General features: G+C 68.0%; 16 protein-coding genes. 4 read left to right on the forward strand and 12 right to left on the reverse strand.

Features of this window, described 5'->3' with window-relative positions; all coding sequences use genetic code 11:
* Window positions 1–110: 110 nt before the first annotated feature.
* From ntrB to cynS, 3 genes are all read left to right on the forward strand, one after another.
* Window positions 111–980, forward strand: coding sequence for a nitrate ABC transporter permease (gene ntrB / locus ASE31_RS02380; RefSeq protein WP_057199924.1), 870 nt, complete (start codon window positions 111–113; stop codon window positions 978–980).
* Window positions 970–1,845 carry an ABC transporter ATP-binding protein gene (locus ASE31_RS02385; protein ID WP_057199925.1) on the forward strand — a complete coding sequence of 292 codons (876 nt, stop codon included), beginning with the start codon at window positions 970–972 and terminating at the stop codon, window positions 1,843–1,845. The genes ntrB and ASE31_RS02385 overlap by 11 nt, the downstream gene beginning before the upstream one ends.
* 105 nt (window positions 1,846–1,950) lie before the next feature.
* On the forward strand, window positions 1,951–2,394 hold the full coding sequence (gene cynS / locus ASE31_RS02390) for a cyanase (protein ID WP_057199926.1): 444 nt from the start codon (window positions 1,951–1,953) through the stop codon (window positions 2,392–2,394).
* A 27-nt stretch (window positions 2,395–2,421) separates the two neighbouring features.
* On the opposite strand, the gene ASE31_RS02395 is transcribed toward cynS, so the two are convergent.
* The 8 genes from ASE31_RS02395 to ASE31_RS02430 all read right to left on the reverse strand — a co-directional run bounded on the left by ASE31_RS02395 (window position 2,422) and on the right by ASE31_RS02430 (window position 10,495).
* Window positions 2,422–3,177 carry an anti-sigma factor domain-containing protein gene (locus tag ASE31_RS02395; protein WP_057200230.1) on the reverse strand — a complete coding sequence of 252 codons (756 nt, stop codon included), beginning with the start codon at window positions 3,175–3,177 and terminating at the stop codon, window positions 2,422–2,424.
* Window positions 3,174–3,740: a sigma-70 family RNA polymerase sigma factor gene (locus ASE31_RS02400; RefSeq protein ID WP_057199927.1), complete on the reverse strand. Its 567-nt coding sequence runs from the start codon at window positions 3,738–3,740 to the stop codon at window positions 3,174–3,176. Before ASE31_RS02400 ends, ASE31_RS02395 begins: the two co-directional genes overlap by 4 nt.
* 159 nt (window positions 3,741–3,899) lie before the next feature.
* Window positions 3,900–4,478: a DUF3455 domain-containing protein gene (locus ASE31_RS02405; RefSeq protein ID WP_057199928.1), complete on the reverse strand. Its 579-nt coding sequence runs from the start codon at window positions 4,476–4,478 to the stop codon at window positions 3,900–3,902.
* Between the two features lie 141 nt (window positions 4,479–4,619).
* A complete protein-coding gene (locus tag ASE31_RS02410) occupies window positions 4,620–5,900 on the reverse strand; it encodes an FAD-dependent oxidoreductase (protein ID WP_057199929.1) in 1,281 nt (426 codons plus the stop codon).
* The gene (locus ASE31_RS02415; RefSeq protein WP_057199930.1) at window positions 5,897–7,051 is read right to left on the reverse strand and encodes an acyl-CoA dehydrogenase family protein; all 1,155 of its coding nucleotides are present in this window, start codon (window positions 7,049–7,051) and stop codon (window positions 5,897–5,899) included. The genes ASE31_RS02410 and ASE31_RS02415 overlap by 4 nt, the downstream gene beginning before the upstream one ends.
* Window positions 7,052–7,107: 56 nt before the next feature.
* Window positions 7,108–7,677, reverse strand: coding sequence for an OsmC family protein (locus ASE31_RS02420; protein WP_057199931.1), 570 nt, complete (start codon window positions 7,675–7,677; stop codon window positions 7,108–7,110).
* Window positions 7,678–7,746: 69 nt separating this feature from the next.
* Complete coding sequence (locus tag ASE31_RS02425) at window positions 7,747–8,646, reverse strand: sulfurtransferase (protein WP_057199932.1); 900 nt, start codon at window positions 8,644–8,646, stop codon at window positions 7,747–7,749.
* 235 nt (window positions 8,647–8,881) lie between these two features.
* Window positions 8,882–10,495 carry a sigma 54-interacting transcriptional regulator gene (locus ASE31_RS02430; RefSeq protein WP_057199933.1) on the reverse strand — a complete coding sequence of 538 codons (1,614 nt, stop codon included), beginning with the start codon at window positions 10,493–10,495 and terminating at the stop codon, window positions 8,882–8,884.
* A 138-nt stretch (window positions 10,496–10,633) separates the two neighbouring features.
* Here ASE31_RS02430 and purT point away from each other — a divergent pair, with 138 nt between their 5' ends.
* A complete protein-coding gene (purT, locus tag ASE31_RS02435) occupies window positions 10,634–11,836 on the forward strand; it encodes a formate-dependent phosphoribosylglycinamide formyltransferase (RefSeq protein WP_057199934.1) in 1,203 nt (400 codons plus the stop codon).
* Window positions 11,837–11,842: 6 nt separating this feature from the next.
* Here the strand turns inward: purT and ASE31_RS02440 are convergent, their stop codons facing one another.
* The 4 genes from ASE31_RS02440 to ASE31_RS02455 all read right to left on the reverse strand — a co-directional run bounded on the left by ASE31_RS02440 (window position 11,843) and on the right by ASE31_RS02455 (window position 17,825).
* Entirely contained in the window at window positions 11,843–12,784 is a 942-nt protein-coding gene (locus ASE31_RS02440; RefSeq protein WP_057199935.1) for an ATP-binding cassette domain-containing protein, read from the reverse strand.
* 199 nt (window positions 12,785–12,983) lie between these two features.
* On the reverse strand, window positions 12,984–14,117 hold the full coding sequence (locus tag ASE31_RS02445) for a GGDEF domain-containing protein (RefSeq protein WP_057199936.1): 1,134 nt from the start codon (window positions 14,115–14,117) through the stop codon (window positions 12,984–12,986).
* 33 nt (window positions 14,118–14,150) lie between these two features.
* Window positions 14,151–15,632 (reverse strand): AMP nucleosidase, encoded by a 1,482-nt coding sequence (locus ASE31_RS02450; protein WP_057199937.1) that lies wholly within the window; start codon window positions 15,630–15,632, stop codon window positions 14,151–14,153.
* A gap of 111 nt (window positions 15,633–15,743) precedes the next feature.
* The gene (locus tag ASE31_RS02455; RefSeq protein ID WP_057199938.1) at window positions 15,744–17,825 is read right to left on the reverse strand and encodes a bifunctional diguanylate cyclase/phosphodiesterase; all 2,082 of its coding nucleotides are present in this window, start codon (window positions 17,823–17,825) and stop codon (window positions 15,744–15,746) included.
* Window positions 17,826–17,892 lie beyond the last annotated feature (67 nt).

The raw sequence follows: 17,892 nt of genomic DNA on the forward strand, positions 1-17,892 counted from the left end.
ACGCCAGCGAAGCGCCGCCTACGCGGGGTGGCGGCCCTTGCGCGGGGGCACTGGCTTCGGCCCTGCCCGTTCGCGGGCTGGTGGATTTGTGAAGCGCACGGAGATTTGACATGACAAGTTCCAAGAGTCTGAACCTGCGCGCGGGCCTGTTGTCCGTGCTGATCTTCCTGGCCATTCTGGGCATCTGGTATGCGGCCACGGCGTCGTCGGGCCCCGCCAACAGCACGGCGGGCATGACGGCGGAGCAGATCGAATACGCCAAGATGATGGGCAAGGACCCGGGTGCCAGCACCAAGAGCAGCGGTTTCCCCTCGCTGGGCGAAATGGGCGCCACGGTGTGGAGCCATGTGTCCAACCCGTTCTACGACAACGGGCCCAACGACAAGGGCATCGCCATCCAGCTGGCGCATTCGCTGGGCCGCGTGGCGCTGGGTTTTGGCCTGGCCTGCCTGGTGGCGATACCGCTGGGCTTCATCATCGGCATGTCGCCATTGCTGCGCCGTGCGTTCGATCCGTTCATTCAGGTGCTCAAGCCCATCAGCCCGCTGGCGTGGATGCCGCTGGCGCTCTACACCATCAAGGATTCGTCGATCTCGGGCATCTTCGTGATCTTCATCTGCTCGGTCTGGCCGATGCTGGTGAACACGGCCTTCGGCGTGGCCTCGGTCAAGCGGGAGTGGCTCAACGTCTCGGCCACGCTGCAGGTCAACCCGCTGCGCAAGGCCTTCCTGGTGATCCTGCCAGCGGCGGCGCCCACCATCCTCACGGGCATGCGCATCAGCATGGGCATCGCCTGGCTGGTGATCGTGGCCGCCGAGATGCTGGTGGGCGGCACGGGCATCGGCTACTTCGTGTGGAACGAGTGGAACAACCTGTCGCTCACCAACGTGATCTTCGCCATCCTGGTGATCGGCGTGGTCGGCATGCTGCTTGACCTGGCCTTCGGCCAACTGCAGAAGGTGGTGACCTATGTGGAGTGATGTCGCCCAGCGCCCCGCCGCTACCCAGACCATCGCCACCGATGCCCCGCAACGAAAGGCCTCCCCCGTGACCTCCGGCTTCCTCCAGATCGACCAGCTCAGCAAGGCCTATGGGGCCGCCAAGCCGGTGTTCGCCGACGTGTCGTTCGTGCTCGACAAGGGCGAGTTCGTCTGCATCATCGGTCACTCGGGCTGTGGCAAGACCACCATCCTCAACGTGCTGGCGGGCCTGGACACCGCCACCTCGGGCACCGTCATCATGGACGGCCGCGAAGTCGCCGGCCCCAGCCTGGACCGGGGCGTGGTGTTCCAGAGCCACGCGCTGATGCCCTGGCTCACGGTGCGCCAAAACATCGCCTTTGCCGTCAAATCGCGCTGGCCCGACTGGAAGAGGCCCCAAGTCGACGCGCATGTGGAGAAGTTTGTCGCGCTGGTGGGCCTGTCGCCCGCCATCGACAAGAAGCCCTCGCAGCTGTCGGGCGGCATGAAGCAGCGCGTGGGCATTGCGCGCGCCTTCTCCATCCAGCCCAAGATGCTGCTGCTCGACGAGCCCTTCGGCGCGCTCGATGCGCTCACGCGCGGCACCATCCAGGACGAGCTGATGGCCATCGTGCGCCAGACGCAGCAGACGGTGTTCATGATCACCCACGACGTGGACGAGGCCATCCTGCTGGCCGACCGCATTCTGCTCATGAGCAACGGCAACGAGTCGCCCGCGGGCTACCACCCGGGCGGCATCGCCGAGGTGGTGGTGAACCCGCTGCCGCGCGAACGCACGCGCAGCAGCCTGCACCACCTGGACGGCTACTACGCGCTGCGCAACCACATCGTGGACTTTCTCGTGACCCGGGCCAAGGCCCACTGACCTCGCCAGAGACCACCCCGCCGGGTCGCCTGCATGGGTGGCCGGGGAGATCTGCACCCTGAATTTTTGCCCCCTGTTCCAACGTCCAAACCCAAAGGAGCCAACATGAACCGCAACGACGTCACCGAAAAGATCATCAGCACCAAAGTCTCGAAGGGCCTGCAATGGGATGCCATTGCCAAGAAGGTCGGCCAGTCCAAGGAGTGGACCACCGCCCTGTGCCTGGGGCAGATGACCGCATCGCCCGAGCAGGCCAAGGTGCTGGGCAAGATCTTCGGCCTCACGGCCGAAGAGCAGAAGTGGCTGCAGGTCGTGCCCTACAAGGGTTCGCTGCCTACACCCGTGCCTACCGACCCGCTGATCTACCGCTGGTACGAGATCGTGAGCGTCTACGGCACGACCATCAAGGAGCTGATCCACGAGGAGTTCGGTGACGGCATCATGAGCGCCATTGACTTCAGCATGGACATCACGCGTGAAGCCGACCCCAAGGGCGACCGCGTCAATGTGGTTCTCTCGGGCAAGTTCCTTCCCTATAAGCAGTACTGAGTCTGCTCGCTTCGCCGGCAGCAGCGCTCAGAGTACCTGGACGGCCCGGCCGATGAACTGGATAGGCCCTGTTGGCTTGCCGATGGGCGAGCCCGTGGGTGGCTCCAGCGTCAGCTCGAAGAGCTGGTTGGGCTGCAGTGGCGGCAGCTTGTCGAGGGCCAGTTGCAGCGGCTGGCCGGGCTTGACCAGGCCCAGCGAGACGGGGCCGTTCCAGCCGTCGGCCTTGGTCCAGAACTCGAGCGCCTTGTCGGCCGGCACTTCGGCCACGCCCAGCGGTATCAGGCTGATCTGCCGGGTCGAGCTGGCCTGCACCACCCAGCCGGGCGCCTTGTCCTGCGGCGCCACCAGCACGACCATGAATTTCGGTGGTGCTGCCACCGGTGCCGTGCGGGTGACCAGCACCGCTGCCAGCACGGCCGCCATGGCAAAGCCCGACCCCGCGAGCGCGCGCCACAGGCCCAGGTGGTTCCACCAGCCACCGGAAGTGTTGCGCGGGCGCATTGTTGCTGCAGGTGCGGCCGGCGCCCTGGCCTGCTGGCGCGTGCCCTGTAGCGATGCCTCGATGCGAGAAGCCAGGTGCGCAGGCAGTGGCACGGGCTCGGCCAGTTGGGTCAGCGGCAGCAGCCGATCCTCCCAGTCGTTCACCGCCTGCTGCAGCGCAGGCTCGGTGGCCAGGCGCTGAGAGACGGCCAGGCGCTCGGCTGCGGGCAACGTGCCCAGCACGTACTCGCCGGCCACCACCTGCAGGTCGTCGTTCGGGTCTTCGGGGTAGGGCGTGCTCATGCCATGCACTCCCGCAGCGAGGTCAGGCTGCGCCGTATCCAGGCCTTCACGGTGCCCAGGGGCGCGCCCAGGCGTTCGGCGATCTCGCCGTGCGAGCAGCCTTCGACATAGGCATGCAGCACGCAATTGCGGCGCGCCGGCTCCAGTGCCTCCAGGCAGTGCTGCAGGCGGCCCAGGCTGGTGTTCAGCTCGAAGCTGCTGGCGGCGTCATGGAAGGCCTGCACGGACATGTCGGCCTCCAGGGTGTGGGTGGTTTCTTCGTCGATATCGACGTGGCGGCGCGCGTTGCGCACGGCGTTCAGCGCCAGGTGGCGCACCACGCTGTAGATCCAGCCGCGCGCACTGCCGCGCGCCGCGTCGTAGCCCGTGGCCCGGCTCCAGATGTTCACGCATGCGTCGTGCACGATGTCCTCGGCCAATGCCCGCTGGCGCACGATGCGCAGCGCCACGCCCAGCATGCGCGGGCCCTCGTGCTCGTACAGCCGGCGCATGGCCTGGCGGTCGCCGGCAGCGCAGCCGGCCAGGGCCGCTTCGTAGTCAAAATCGCCAGGGGTGTCAGGCACGGGTTGCGAGGGGCTTGGCACGGTCGGTTCGGTGGCTGGGCACCGCGCAGCGCGCGGGCCCAGAGCGTGGATGCATCGTAGCCGAGAAGCTACTGAATCCACGCGCAATCCCCTGTGTTCCAGGGGATTGCGTACACGCCTGCAATGGCAGGCGGCGTCTTACGCTGCCTTCCAGAAGATGTAGTCGGCCTGGTATTTCACGATCTGGCGCTCGCCCTTGTTGGCGGCGCTGCAGGCGGCAGCGGGGGCCGCGCCACCCTTCAAGGCCACGCGCTGGATGTAGGTCACGCCCGTCATGGCACCCGAGCCCATGGCCGGGTTGGCCTTGACCAGTTGGTAGGGGATGTTGCCGGCACCGGCCGGGGCCACTGCCACCTGTGTGGCGGTCAGCTTGGAGCCGTCCTGCGATTCCCAGGTGGCGGGCGGGCCGTAGTAAGTGCCGACCTGCTTGCCGGCGCGGTCGTTGAGCACGGCCTTGGGGCCCACGAAGAACCATTCGGTCTGGCCGGGCGCGTTGGCCTTGTCGCGGCATTCGTAGGTGATCTCGCCCACGCCCACGGTTTCCATGGCGACCTTGTTGCCGCCGGGCACCTTCACGGTGTCGGGCAGGCTGTCCTGCGAGAACATGGGCCCGCTGCTGGAGCCCATCATCGAGCCGCAGGCCGTCAGCAGGGCTGCGGCGGCGAGGGCGCCGGCCAGGGGGATGAGGCGGGAGATCGTTGGCTGGGTGGTCGTCATGGCGTTCCTCTTCTTCAAATGGGTTGGATGGACAGCAGCAAAAAAGTGGGCTGCTGCAGGTACTACCCACGAGGACGCCGTTTGGATGCAGGCCCGCAGAAAAATAGTTGAAATATTTTTTGCGTGCCCGGGTTTCACCGATCAGAGGCTCATGGGCCAGGAGCTGGTCTTGACCCGGATGGAGGCGGGCCGGGGCTCATACGGCACATCGCCCGCCCCGGCAATCGCCGCCGCGATGGTGCGCGCCTGCCGGGCGATGGGCTCGATGAAGCGGCTGGCCTGCCCGCCGATGGTGATGCAGTCGCCCAGGGCGTGGATGCCCTGGACGCTGGTCTGCAATTGCGCGGGTGTCACGGCAATGCCGCCATCCCAGGCCAGGCCGGCACTCTGGGCCAGGCGCGGCGGGGTCTGCAGGCCGGCGGCCACGATCACCTGGTCGGCCGTGAACTGCCGGCCGTCGGTGGTGGTCAGCTGCAGGGCGCCGCCGGGGCCGGGCACCGCTAGCGCATCGAGCGAGGCCACGCGAGCGCCGCCGACGAACGCGATGGGCAATTTGCCCCATGCCGCCAGGAGTTCGCTGGCGCGGGCTTCGCCGGCGCAGCGCGCCAGCGGCAGGGGCTCGGTATCGAGCAGGGTGATGCTGTGGCCGCCCAGTGCCAGGTCGTTGGCCAGTTCGCAGCCGATCAGACCGGCGCCCACGATGAGCACCCGGCGCGGGCTGTGTCCCAGTGCGGCGCGCAGGCGCTGGTAGGCCTGCAGGTGGTTGATGCGCCAGCACAGCGCGGCCGGCAGCCCCGGGGGCAGGGCAGCGCGCGCGCCATGGGCCAGCACCAGGTGCTGGTAGCGCAGCGGGCCGCGCGTGGTGCGCAACGTGCCACCGTTCGCAGATGTGTCGATGCGCACGGCATGCGTGTGTGCCAGCAGCCGCAGGTTCAGGCGCGCCGCCGCGGCGGTGCCGGTTTCGCGCACCAGGCGCTCGGCGGGCAGGTGCTTGGCCATGGCGATGGACAGCTGCGGCTTGTCGTACAGATCGCCGCTGCAGTCCGTCACCAGGGTGATGGGGCGCTGCGCGTTCAGGGCGCGCAGGGCTTCGGCGACCAGCCAGCCGGCCCGGCCCGCGCCAACGATGACCACGCCAGGGGCCGCATGGCGGCTGACCGCGGGGGCGCTGGCCGTGCGGCTGCGGGCCTGGGCCTGGAGCGCCTCCAGGCTGGGTGCCAGGTAGGGCTCGAAATCGCCCTTGGTCACGCCGCACAGCGGGCAGGCCCAGTCCTCGGGGATGTCGGCAAACCGTGTACCGGGCGGCAGGCCGCCGTCGGGGTCGCCCTGTGCCTCATCGTAGATGTAGCCGCAGGCGTGGCAGATGTACTGCAGCCAGGGGTCGTCGGCCAGCGTGGAGTGGGTGATGGCGGCAGCGCTCATGCCGGCATCTCCTCGGTGGACAGGCGCGCGATCTCCTTGCGCAAGTGCTTGATGGCCGGGGTGACGATGGCCACGAAGTGCGATTCGCGCACCCGGCGCTGCACGTCCGAGCTCATGAGATAGCCGCGCGCGCCCTGGTGCATCAGGGCCGACTGGGCTGCGCGCAGGCACAGCTCGGCGCCATGGGCGCGGGCGTCCAGCACGTCGATGAAGAAATCGGTGCGGGTGTCGAAGGGCGTCTCGGCCAGCCGCATCACGCGCGCGGTCAGCGCGTCGAGTTCGGCCTGCAGGGCGTCGGGCCGGTCTTCGAGGAACTGGTTGACGTGGCCGAGCTGGCCCTCCACCGCCCACATCGAGTCGATGGCCCCCTGCGTGATGCCCACGGCCATGCCGCATTGCAGCATGACGAAGGCGGCGCGGATGCGCGCGATGGTTGGCCGAGTGGGGTCGGCAATGGTGTTGTCGGCGCCGATGAAATGGTCCTTGAGGCGCAGCGCGTAGGTGCCCGTGCCCTCCATGCCCGAAAAGCTCGGGCACTCGCGCATCTCCACGCCCGGCGCACCGCAGCGCAGCAAAAACATCAGCTCGCGCGGCGCGCTGCCTTCAGGCTGGGCGATGGCCGCCACGGCGCCACAGTAGTGGTCCGGCCCCAGGTTGCTGACCCAGGGCAGGGTGCCGTTCACCAGGTAGCCGCCGTCCACCGGCGTGGCCTTGAGCAGCAGGGCCTCGATCTGGGCATAGCTCTTCATGGGGTTGGACAGCGCTGTGCCGCCCAGGCCCGTGCCAGCGGCATGCCGCTGCAGCACCTCCCCCATCAGCGCGGGGTTGCCCGACTGCTGCAGGTACAGCCCGCACACTGCCTGGCACCACAACATGAAGCCGGTGGCACCGCACACGCGCGAGACCTCGGCCATGGCGCGGATGGCCAGGCCATAGTCCGCCGGTCCGGCCGTGCTGTCCAGGTGCACGCCCATCGCGCCCACGGCGCCCAGTTGCTGCAGCTCGGCGCGCGGGTAGTAGCCCACGCGGTCGATGGCCTCGGCCTGCGCGGCCAGCGGGCCCTGGGCGATGGCGCGCACGGCGGCGAGCAGTGCGTCGCCCTGCAGGGCGCCGTCCAGGTGGAGTTGGGGAGGGAGGTCGGCGGGTTTCATGGGGGCAGGGTCCTTGGGTGTGCGCGGCAGGGCAAAGACGGGGACGGGCGGGTAGCTCAGTCGGCCAGGCTGATCTCGAACGGGATCGGGTTGCGCATGCTGTTGGCCACGGGCGAGTAGAAATTGGCGTGCTGCACGATCTCGTCGAGCACTTCGCGCGGTGCGTCGCCCTCGATCAGCACCTTCACGCGGATCGCCTGGAAGCCCATCTCGGGGGGCAGCTTCTGCAGCGCGCCCCCGGCACCCCAGGCAGCGGGGTTGCCGATGTCGCCCTCCATGAAGATCTCGATCTTGCTGAGTTGGACCTGCTTCCAGGTGGCCACGGCGGTGATGCCCACGGCCAGGCAGCCGCCCAGGCCCGAGAGCACGATCTCGCCCGGGGCGGGTGCCGTGTCCTGGCCGAACAGGTGCAGTGGCTCGTCCACCACCACCGGCGTGTGCTGGCCCACGGTGCTCAGCGAGCGGTACTGCCCCTCCATCACCGTGTGGACCTTGTTGGTGCCGCGGCTGGCGGGGTTGTTGCGGCCTTTTTCGGCAAAGGCCATCAGGCCATCGCGGTCGATGGGACGCAACGCGGTGTGGACGGTGGTGACGGGGGCGGTGGGTTCCAGCAGGTCGGTGGACATGGGTTTCCTTGGTGCATTGATGAAAGATGGAGAAATGAGAAGGGGCGCATGGAGGCGCCCGCCAGTGCCTCAGGCGGCCAGGGCCAGCGCGGGTTTGCGCGCCGTGCGCAGCAGGGGCAAGCCGCTCTCGATGGGCAGCTTGTCGTCACGCGACCATTCGTTCCACGAGCCGAAGTACATGCGCACGTCGGCAAAGCCGGCCTGCTTAAGGGCCAGGAAGGTGTTGGACGCACGTGCGCCCTTGAAGCAGTACAGGTACACCGTGTCGCTCGGGGCAATGCCTGCGGTGGCGCACTCGGCGCGCACCTCGTCCGGCGATTTGAAGACCGGGCCTTGCGCTGAGGGCTTCATGAAGCGGTACCACTCCACCCACTTGGCGCCCGGCAGGCGGCCCTTGCGCGGTGCGAAGTCCTTGCCGTAGGGGCTGGAGCTTTCGCCGATCCACTCGTCCACGTCGCGCACGTCCAGCAGCACGGTGTCGGTGCCCAGGGCCTCGGCGACGTTGTCCTTGGTCAGCATCACATCGGCGGTGGCCAGGCTGGTCGGGAAGATCGCGGGAGTGGGCACCACGGCTTCGGTGGAAACCGGCAGCTCGGCCGCCTTCCAGGCCGAATAGCCGCCGTTCAATACCTTGACCTTGGGGTAGCCCAGCCAAGTCAGCAGGTAGTAGCCGCGGCAGGACTGGCCGTAGCCGCTGTTCAGTGCGTCTTCGTAGAACACCGCCGTCTCGGCGCCCGACAGGCCGATGGCCCCCAGGTGCGCGGCAAAGGTGTCCTTGAGTTCCTGCAGGCCTTCGGGGCTGGAGGTGGCCAGGAAGGTGAAGGTCTCGCGCAGGTTCACCGCACCCGGGATGTGGCCCAGGGCATAGGTGTCGGCGTCGCGGGTGTCGATCAGGACGACGGGCTCTGCGGCCTGCAGGGCCTGCAATTGGGTGGGCGAGATCAGGACGGCGTCGGAATCGGTGCTCATGGGAAACCTTTCGATGCGGTGGTGGGCAGGATGGCCTGCTTCCCTTACTGCAACAGGTGTGCCAGCGCGGCCGATTCAGCGTGAAATCCCATGAAATCGTTTCCCATGCTATTTCAGGTGCTACTCAATAGATAGCAAAAATGGGCTTCATGGCCTCGATTGCATGGACTGTTGGCGACTGCCCTGAACACTGTGTCGACAAATTGTCGACACAGTGGCGGGCCTGCCGCCAGGCTCAGCGCAGGCCCGCCTTGCGCAGGCGGTAGCTGAACTGGCGCAACGTGAGCCCCAGGCTTTGAGCCGCGCGCGACTGGTTGCCGTGGTGCTCGGCCAGGGCCGCCTGCAGGGTGTGGGCGCTGTGGGAATGCGCCGGGGCGTAGTCGCGCACCAGGGGCGCCTCGGCTGGCGCCTGCGCCGGGGGGGCTGCCACGGGGGCCGGCTGGGTGGCCATGGCGCCAGGAAGGAAGCGGTCCAGCTCCGCACCGGTCACCAGCGTGCCTTCGGCCAGCAGCACCATCCGTTCGATCAGGTTGCCCAGTTCGCGGATGTTGCCGGGCCAGGGGTGGGCCTCCAGCCGCGCCAGGGCATCTGCCGCCAGGTTCACGTTGCGCTGGTGGGCCTGGTTGGCGCGGCTCACAAAGTGCAGCGCCAGTGCGCGGATGTCCTCGCGCCGCTCGGCCAGCGAGGGCAGGCGGATCGGGATCACGTTGAGCCGGTAGTACAGATCCTGGCGGAACTGCCCGACCTCCACTTCGCGCGCCAGGTCGCGGTTGGTGGCGGCCACCAGGCGCACGTTGACCTTCACCTCGCGCTGCCCGCCCAGGCGCACCAGCGTGCCCTCCTGCAAGGTGCGCAGCAGCTTCGATTGCATAGCCAGCGGCAACTCGCCGATCTCGTCGAGGAAGATGGTGCCGCTGTCGGCCTGCTCGAACCAGCCCGCGCGCGCGGTGCTGGCGCCCGTGAAGGCGCCCCGCTCGTAGCCGAACAGCTCCGACTCGAACAGCGCATCCGGTATGGCCGAGCAGTTGACCTTGATGAAGGGCCGGTCGCGCCGGCCGCTGGCCAGGTGCACGGCGCGCGCGAACAGTTCCTTGCCCGTGCCCGACTCGCCCAGCAGCAGCACCGTGGCCTGGGTCTGCGAGACGCGTTCGAGCTCGCCCAGCGCCTGCAGCAGCGGCGGCGAGTTGCCGATCAGCCCGTAGCGCGCGCTCTTGGTGTTGAGCGCGTTGGCCAGCACGGCGTTGCGTGCCTCCAACTGGCGCGTTTGCTCGGCCACCAAGGCCTCGAGCTGCAGCAACTGGCCTACCAGCGTGGCCAGCACGCGCAGCACGGCCAAGTCGTCGTTCAGGTGGCGCTGGCGGCTGCGGATGCGGTGGCAGGCCAGCACGCCGATGGGCGCGTGGTTGAGTTCGATGGGCAGGGCGATGAAGGCTACCGTCTCGGGCGGCAGGTGGCTGCGCTCCACCGCACGCGCCAGGAACAGCGGCTCGGCATCGATGTCCTGCACGATGGCCGGCTGCCCTGTAGACAGCACACGCCCGGTGATGCCCTCGCCCCAGTCGTAGCGCCCGCGCTCCACCTCGGCCTGCGTGAGGCCATAGGCGTGCTGGATGGAGGAGGTGCGCGCAGCAGCAGCGGTCGCGCCCGCCGGTGCATCCACCAGCACGATCCGCCCGCGGTTCAGGCCCAGCAGTTCGCTCATCAGGTGCAGCATCTCGCGCAGTACCAAGCCCGGCGCCAGGCTGCGGCCGATCAGGCGCATCACCTCGCGCATCAGCAGCAACTCCTGCGCATGCCAGTCGGGCGTGTCCTGAGCACGGGGCTTGCCGGGGGATGGCGGGGCGGTCATGTGGGTGCTTCTTGCAAGTTTTGCGCCCGCCGCGATGGGTGTCCGGGCGGTCCGGTGCATTAAAGTCGCTACCCGGAGCGGGCAGCCGCCTGCCCGATTCCTTTTCTCCACCCCTCCCATCCTGTCGAAAGCACCGCCATGACCACCTTCGGAACCCCCCTGTCCCCCCATGCCACCAAAGTCATGCTGTTGGGCTCGGGCGAGCTCGGCAAGGAGGTGTTGATCGCGCTGCAGCGTCTGGGCGTGGAAACCATTGCCGTCGACCGCTACGAGAACGCACCCGGCCAGCAGGTGGCCCACCACCGCCGCACCATCACCATGAGCGATCCGGCCCAGCTCAAGGCGCTGATCGAGGCCGAGCGCCCGCACCTGGTGGTGCCCGAGATCGAGGCCATCGCCACCCCCATGCTCGAAGAGCTGGAAGCCGCCGGTACCGTGCGCGTGATCCCCACCGCACGCGCCGCGCGCCTGACCATGGACCGCGAAGGCATCCGCGTGCTGGCCGCCGAGACCCTGGCCCTGCCCACCAGCCCCTACCAATTCTGTAACTCGCTGGAAGAACTGCAGGCTGCCATCGATGGCGGCATCGGCTACCCCTGCATCGTCAAGCCGGTGATGAGCAGCTCGGGCAAGGGCCAGAGCAAGATCGACGGCCCCGGCGACGTGAAGACCGCCTGGGACTACGCCATGGCTGGCGGGCGGGTGAGCCACGGCCGCGTCATCGTCGAGGGCTTCATCGACTTCGACTACGAGATCACCCAGCTCACCGTGCGCGCCGTGGGCGCCGATGGCCAGATCGAGACCCATTTCTGCGACCCCATCGGCCACGTGCAGGTCAGCGGTGACTACGTGGAAAGCTGGCAGCCCCACCCCATGCACCCGGCAGCGCTCGAAAAATCGCGCCAGATCGCCAAAGCCGTGACCGACAACCTGGGCGGCCAGGGCCTGTTCGGGGTGGAGCTGTTCGTCAAGGGCCAGGACGTCTGGTTCAGCGAAGTGAGCCCCCGCCCGCACGACACCGGCCTGGTCACCCTGTGCACCCAGAACCAGAGCGAGTTCGAGCTGCACGCCCGCGCCATCCTGGGCCTGCCGGTGGACACCAGCCTGCGCAACCCCGGCGCGAGCGCCGTGATCTACGGCGGCGTGGACGCCGTGGGCATCGTCTTCGACGGCGTGGAAGAGGCCCTGCGCGTGCCCGATACCGACCTGCGCCTGTTCGGCAAGCCAGAGAGCTTCACCAAGCGCCGCATGGGCGTGGCCCTGGCGCGTGCGGCGGACGTGCACACCGCGCGCGACAACGCAAAGCTGGCCGCCAGCAAAGTCAAGCCACGGAAGGCCTGATCCCGTTCAACCATCCTCGCGAATCTGCCGGCCGGTGAGCTTGAGGAACAGATCCTCCAGGTTGGCAGGCCGGTGCAGGGTGCGCAGATGCGGGTGCGCGCCCAGCGCGTGCAGCAGCGGCTGGGCATTCTGGGTGTAGAAGAACACCGTTTCGCCGCTGACTTCCACGCGCGCCGCCAGGCTGCGCAGCGCGGCATCTTCGGCCAGCGCCACGGCGCCCACCCCGAAAACCTCCACCACGTCTGGCTCCAGGTGCTGGGCGATGAGTTCGCGCGGGCGGCCTTCGGCGATCTTCTTGCCGTGGTCGAGCACCAGCAGGCGCGAGCACAGGCGCTCGGCCTCGTCCATGAAGTGGGTGGTGAGCAGGATGGACTTGCCCTGCTGGAGCAGCAGTTGCAGCCGCTCCCACATCAAGTGGCGGGCCTGGGGGTCGAGGCCCGTGGTGGGCTCGTCCAGCAGCAGCAGGCGCGGGTCGTTGACCAGGGCGCGCGCCAGGCTCAGGCGCCGCTTCATGCCGCCAGAGAGTTCGCCGGGCTTGGCGTTGGCCTTGTGCGTGAGGGCCGCGAATTCGAGCAGTTTGGGCACGCGCTCGTCCATGGCCGGGCCCTTGATGCCGAAGTAGCGGCCGAACACGCGCAGATTTTCGTAGCAGGTGAAATCCGGGTCCAGCGTGTCGAACTGCGTCACCACCCCGATCTGCGCCTTGATGGCCAGGGCGTCGTGCGGCATGTGCAGCGGGGCAGCACCAGCGCTGGGGTAAAAGCGCACGCTGCCGCTGTCGGGGTTGGCCAGGCCCAGGCACATGCGGATGGTGGTGGTCTTGCCCGCGCCGTTGGGGCCGATCACGCCCAGACATTCACCGGGGGCAATGGCGAACGAGACATCGTTGACCACCGTTGTCTCACCATAGCTTTTGCGCAGATCGCGCACTTCGAATAGATCCTTCATGCACCGATTGTGTGCGATACCGGAATACGGGGTGCGCTCAGAGGCTGGGAGTTTTTTGGCCGTGTCCGAGGGGCGCGCCAGAACGCCCTGGATCTAGGCGCAAAGCACAGCCATAGCTCGGGCTATGGCGCGCATTTGCAACGACGAGCCGGGGTGTTTTGGCGTGCAAGGCGGGCATGGACGAAAGACTCTCAGCCTCTCAGGCTTCAACCATCCGGCCGCGCCCTTGTGCCTTGGCCAGGTAAAGCGCGGCATCGGCCCGGCCCATCAGGTCGGGCAGGCGCGTTTCCGCAGGCAGCAGCACGGCCATGCCGGCGCTGTAGTCAAGCGCAAAGCCCAGTTCGGCAGAGCTGGCGTCGTGCAGGCGCGTGCGCAGGCGGCGGTCGAAGGCAAGTCCCGCAGGCGCGCTGTTGTGCAGCAGCAGCACACCGAATTCCTCGCCGCCGAGCCGCCCGACCAGGTCACCGGTGCGGCAGGTTTCTTCCAGCAGGCGGGCGAAGAGTTTCAGCGCCCGGTCGCCCCTCTCATGGCCGTGGGTGTCGTTGATCTGCTTGAAATAGTCCAGGTCCAGCACCAGTGCCGTGAGCGGCAGGTGGTGGCGCCAGGCGTGCGAGAGCATGTTCTCGGCCTGCTTGGTGAAGCCGCGTCGGTTGAGCACGCCGGTGAGCCCATCGGTCATGGCCAGCGCGCGCAGCTTCTGCTCGGCCTCGGCACGCCAGGCCACCAGCAGGGCCACGGTGCCCAGCACCAAGCAGACATTGGTGGCCACGGCCGCCGCCAGGTTCACGGGGTGGGGGGTGCGAAAGCTCGGGTACTGGTCGGTGAAGGCGCCCAGCATGCCGCGCGCCAGGGTGAACGCCGCCGAGGTGACCAGGCAGGCCATCAGCAGGCGCCGCCAGCGCGGGTCGGCATAGCGTGCAGGGTAGAGCGTGGCGCGTGCCACGATGAGCAGGATGGCGGCCATCAGCAGGTTGGCCCAGCCCACGCGCCAGGCATAGTCGCCAAAGGCGAGCGTGTAGCCCAGCGGGGTGATCACCACCAGCACCCGCAGCAGGGACTTCAAGGGCCGCTCGCCCAGCCATTCGCCCAGGGCGCGGTACAGCATCCACTGCGCCAGCGCGTTGCAGGCCACCGACAGGGTGGACAGGGCCTGGTCCCACCAGTAGCCAGCCGCGATGATGGCGGCCCAGGCCGTGGCCTGCAGCAGCATGCTGGCCTGCACGCAGCGGGCCGCCGGGCTCACCCCGGGGCCCATGATCAGCGGCAGGGCGGCCGAGATCATGAACAGGTTGGCGGCCATCACCGCCATCAGTGTCAGAAAGTCCAGTGGCATGGATGGGTGCGCCGCCGTGTGGCGGGGATGGTATTACTGGAATGCCACCTCGGCAAAGCTGCGCAGCTTGCGGCTGTGCAGGCGGTGAATGCCGCCCTCGCGCAGGATCTCGATGGCGCGCATGCCGATGCGCAGGTGCTGGTCCACCCGCTCGCGGTAGAAGTGGTTGGCCATGCCGGGCAGCTTGATCTCGCCGTGCAGCGGCTTGTCGCTCACGCACAGCAGGGTGCCGTAGGGCACGCGAAAGCGGAAACCGTTGGCCGCGATGGTGGCGCTTTCCATGTCCAGCGCCACGGCGCGGCTCTGGCTGAAGCGGCGCTGGGGCATGTTGTCGGGCAAGAGCTCCCAGTTGCGGTTGTCGGTACTGGCCACGGTGCCGGTGCGCATGATGCGCTTGAGGTCGGCTTCGGCGATCTGGGTCACGTCGGCCACGGCCTGCTCCAGCGCCACCTGGATCTCGGCCAGCGCCGGGATCGGCACCCACAGCGGCAACTCCTCGTCGAGCACGTGGTCTTCGCGCACGTAGGCATGCGCCAGCACATAGTCGCCCAGTTGCTGGCTGTTGCGCAGGCCAGCGCAGTGGCCCAGCATCATCCAGGCATGCGGGCGCAGCACGGCGATGTGGTCGGTGATGGTCTTGGCGTTGGCCGGGCCCACGCCGATGTTGACCATGGTGATGCCGCTGCGGTCCTGGCGCACCAGGTGGTAGGCGGGCATCTGCGGCAGGCGCGGCGGGGCCACGCCCAGGGCGTCGGCCTCCGCCGCCGGCAGGCCGACGCGGCGCGTGATCACGTTGCCCGGCTCGATGAAGGCCACGTACTCGCTGTCGGGTTTGGCCATCTCGGCATGGCCCAGGCGCACGAACTCGTCGATGTAGAACTGGTAGTTGGTGAACAGCACGAAGTTCTGGAACCACTCGGGTGCCGTGCCCGTGTAGTGGCGCAGGCGGTGCAGCGAGTAGTCCACACGTGGCGCGGTGAACAGCGACAGCGGCTGTGCCTCGCCCTGGCGCGGCGCCCAGGTGCCGTTGGCGATGCCGTCGTCCATGGCGGCCAGATCGGGCAGGTCGAACACGTCGCGCATCAGCATGCGGCGCTCCTGCGTCAGCGTGCCTTCGATGTGGTCGTGCTCGGCGAACGAGAAGTGGATCGGAATGGGTTGTGCGCTGGTGCCCACTTCCAGCTCCACGTTGTGGCTCTTGCGCAGCAGGCGGAACTGCTCGGCATAGTAGTGGCCAAACAGGTCCGGGCGGGTCAGCGTGGTCTCGTAGCGGCCGGGCCCTTCCACGAAGCCATAGGCCAGCTTGGTGTCCGCCCGTGCCACCGTGGTGGTGTGGATGCGCACGAAGGGGTAGAAGGCGCGTACATGCCCCGCCGGCGTATCGCCGGACACGAACTGGTGCATGGCCTCGCGCAGGTGGCCGATCTGCTGCTGGTAGATGCGCTGCACCTGGGCCAGGGCCTCGGCCGGGTCGGTGTGGCGGGTGGGGGCAATGAAGTCGGGAATCAGGGGCATGGCCCTATTGTCCACATGCGGCGGGGTGGTGGGGATGACAGCTACCTGCACTGCACCAGAAATTCACGGGAAACCGCCCTGTCGGACCCTCTCCCGGGGCCGGTGTGGCGTTCAGGCCGCAGTTTGCGCGCCCTGGCCCAGCAGCCACTGGCGGATGGCCGGGGCGTCCAGGGGCACGGAGATCAGGTGTCCCTGGATCAGGTCGCAGCCCAGGCTGCGCAGCAGGGCCATCTGCTCGGCCGTCTCTACCCCCTCGGCCACGGTCTTGAGCTGCAGGCTGCGTCCCATCTGCACGATGGCGGTGACGATGGCCACGTCGTCGGCGCTGCCCGGGGTGTCCATCACGAAGGAGCGGTCGATCTTGAGCTTGTCGATGGGGTAGCGCTTGAGGTAGGCCAGCGACGAGTAGCCGGTGCCGAAATCATCGATGGAGATGCCCACGCCCAGGTCCTTGAGCGCTTGCAGCGTACCGAGCACCTGGCCGGTCTGGTGCATCAGCACCGATTCTGTCAGCTCGATTTCCAGGTACTGAGGTGCCAGGCCCGTGGCCGTGAGGGCCGCGGCAATCTCGCCGGCCACATCGCGCTGGCGAAACTCCAGGGCCGACAAATTCACGGCCACCGGCACCAGGGCCAGCCCCTCGTCCTGCCAGGCCTTGAGCTGGCGGCAGGCCTCGTGCAGCACCCAGCGGCCAATCGGCGTGATGAGCCCGCGCGACTCGGCGAAAGCGATGAAATCGGTGGGGCCCACCAGACCGCGCACCGGGTGGTTCCAGCGCACCAGGGCCTCGAAGCCCCGGAGCGTGCCGTCCTTCAGGCAGATCTGCGGCTGGTAGTGCAGCACGAAGGCGTTGTCTGCGATGGCCTCGCGCAGCAGGCGCTCCTGCTGCAGCACTTCCATGGCGCGCAGGTCCATACCGGGCTGGTAGAACTGGCGGTTGCCGCGGCCGCTGTCCTTGGCCTGCTGCATGGCCGCGTCGGCGCAGCGCAGCAGCGCGTCGCCGGTGGCCCCATCGTCCGGGAACAGGCTGATGCCGATGGACGGCGACATGGTCAGCGGCAGGTGGCCTACCGTGAAGACAGTGCGCATGGCCTGCAGCACGGCGTCGGCCACCCGGGCCGCATCCTCGGGCGCGTGGATGCTGGTGAGCACCAGCACGAACTCGTCGCTGCCCAGGCGGGCCACCACGTCGGCTTCGCCCACAGCGTGGCGCAGCCGGTCGGCCACTTCGCGCAGCAGCTGGTCGCCGGCGTGGTGGCCGAGCGAATCGTTCACGGTCTTGAAATGGTCCAGGTTCACGAACAGCACCGCCACCTGGCCCTGGCGGCGGGCCAGCGCCTTGGCCAACTGGTCCATCAGGTGGCGGCGGTTGGGCAACTGCGTGAGCGAGTCGTGCAGGGCGTTGAAGGCCTCGCGCTCCTGCGCCTGCTTGCGCGCCGTGATGTCGCGCACCACCACGATGCGGTAGTCCGCATGGTGGAACGGCATGGTCTTGCCCACCACCTCCACCGGGATGGCATGCCCATCCTTGTGGCGTATGGTGACCTCGTAGGGGTCTTCGCGGCCGCTGCGCGTGTAGTCGAGCGCCACGGCGCGCCATTCGGGGCTGATGAAGTTGAAGATGGACAGGCCCACCACCTCGTGCAGCGCATAGCCGGTGAGCCGGTACAAGGCCTCGTTGCCGTCGGAGATCAGGCCGTCGCGGTGGAACACGATGGCCTCGTCCGTGGCTTCGGTGAACTTGCGCATGCGCTCTTCGCTCTCGCGCACCGAGCGCTCGGCACGCCAGCGCTCGGTGATGTCGGTGATCAGCACGAAGGAGCCCAGTTGCCGATCCTTTTGCGCGCCTTCGAAGTGCGGGATGAGATTCACTTCGATCATGCGCACTTCGCCATTGGGCAGGGTCTGCTCGCGCGCGTACTTGACGTGCTCGCCCCGGGTGGAGCGCTCCACATGGGGCTGTATGGCCTGCCAGGCCTTGTCGCCAATGGCTTCCTGCACCGTGAGGCCGAGGATGGATTCGGTGGAATGGCCGTTGTAGGCCGCATAGCCCTGGTTGGCGAACAGGCAGTGCAGGCCGGGCAGGTCGAAATAGGCCATCAGCGCGGGCACGGAGTCCGCGATCAGGCGCAGCAGCAGGTCGCTGGAGCGGCCCTGCTCGGCGGTGCTGGATGCGTTGATCGTTTCTGGCATGTGCCACCCGGTTCCTGCGCTGTATTCCGTTATAGCCGATTCACCTGACGCAGGCGTAAGGTAGTTC

The organism is Acidovorax sp. Root217, assembly GCF_001428645.1.
Classification (GTDB): Bacteria; Pseudomonadota; Gammaproteobacteria; order Burkholderiales; family Burkholderiaceae_C; genus Acidovorax.

Excerpts from the sequence above, each read along its gene's own strand:
- ASE31_RS02445 (WP_057199936.1), bottom strand. The coding sequence starts at position 14,117 with ATGCCACTGGACTTTCTGACACTGATGGCGGTGATGGCCGCCAACCTG.
- ASE31_RS02425 (WP_057199932.1), bottom strand. The coding sequence starts at position 8,646 with ATGAGCACCGATTCCGACGCCGTCCTGATCTCGCCCACCCAATTGCAG.
- ASE31_RS02455 (WP_057199938.1), bottom strand. The coding sequence starts at position 17,825 with ATGCCAGAAACGATCAACGCATCCAGCACCGCCGAGCAGGGCCGCTCC.
- cynS (WP_057199926.1), top strand. The coding sequence starts at position 1,951 with ATGAACCGCAACGACGTCACCGAAAAGATCATCAGCACCAAAGTCTCG.
- ASE31_RS02410 (WP_057199929.1), bottom strand. The coding sequence starts at position 5,900 with ATGAGCGCTGCCGCCATCACCCACTCCACGCTGGCCGACGACCCCTGG.
- ASE31_RS02430 (WP_057199933.1), bottom strand. The coding sequence starts at position 10,495 with ATGACCGCCCCGCCATCCCCCGGCAAGCCCCGTGCTCAGGACACGCCC.
- ntrB (WP_057199924.1), top strand. The coding sequence starts at position 111 with ATGACAAGTTCCAAGAGTCTGAACCTGCGCGCGGGCCTGTTGTCCGTG.
- ASE31_RS02385 (WP_057199925.1), top strand. The coding sequence starts at position 970 with ATGTGGAGTGATGTCGCCCAGCGCCCCGCCGCTACCCAGACCATCGCC.
- ASE31_RS02405 (WP_057199928.1), bottom strand. The coding sequence starts at position 4,478 with ATGACGACCACCCAGCCAACGATCTCCCGCCTCATCCCCCTGGCCGGC.
- ASE31_RS02450 (WP_057199937.1), bottom strand. The coding sequence starts at position 15,632 with ATGCCCCTGATTCCCGACTTCATTGCCCCCACCCGCCACACCGACCCG.
- ASE31_RS02440 (WP_057199935.1), bottom strand. The coding sequence starts at position 12,784 with ATGAAGGATCTATTCGAAGTGCGCGATCTGCGCAAAAGCTATGGTGAG.
- ASE31_RS02395 (WP_057200230.1), bottom strand. The coding sequence starts at position 3,177 with ATGAGCACGCCCTACCCCGAAGACCCGAACGACGACCTGCAGGTGGTG.
- ASE31_RS02420 (WP_057199931.1), bottom strand. The coding sequence starts at position 7,677 with ATGTCCACCGACCTGCTGGAACCCACCGCCCCCGTCACCACCGTCCAC.
- ASE31_RS02415 (WP_057199930.1), bottom strand. The coding sequence starts at position 7,051 with ATGAAACCCGCCGACCTCCCTCCCCAACTCCACCTGGACGGCGCCCTG.
- purT (WP_057199934.1), top strand. The coding sequence starts at position 10,634 with ATGACCACCTTCGGAACCCCCCTGTCCCCCCATGCCACCAAAGTCATG.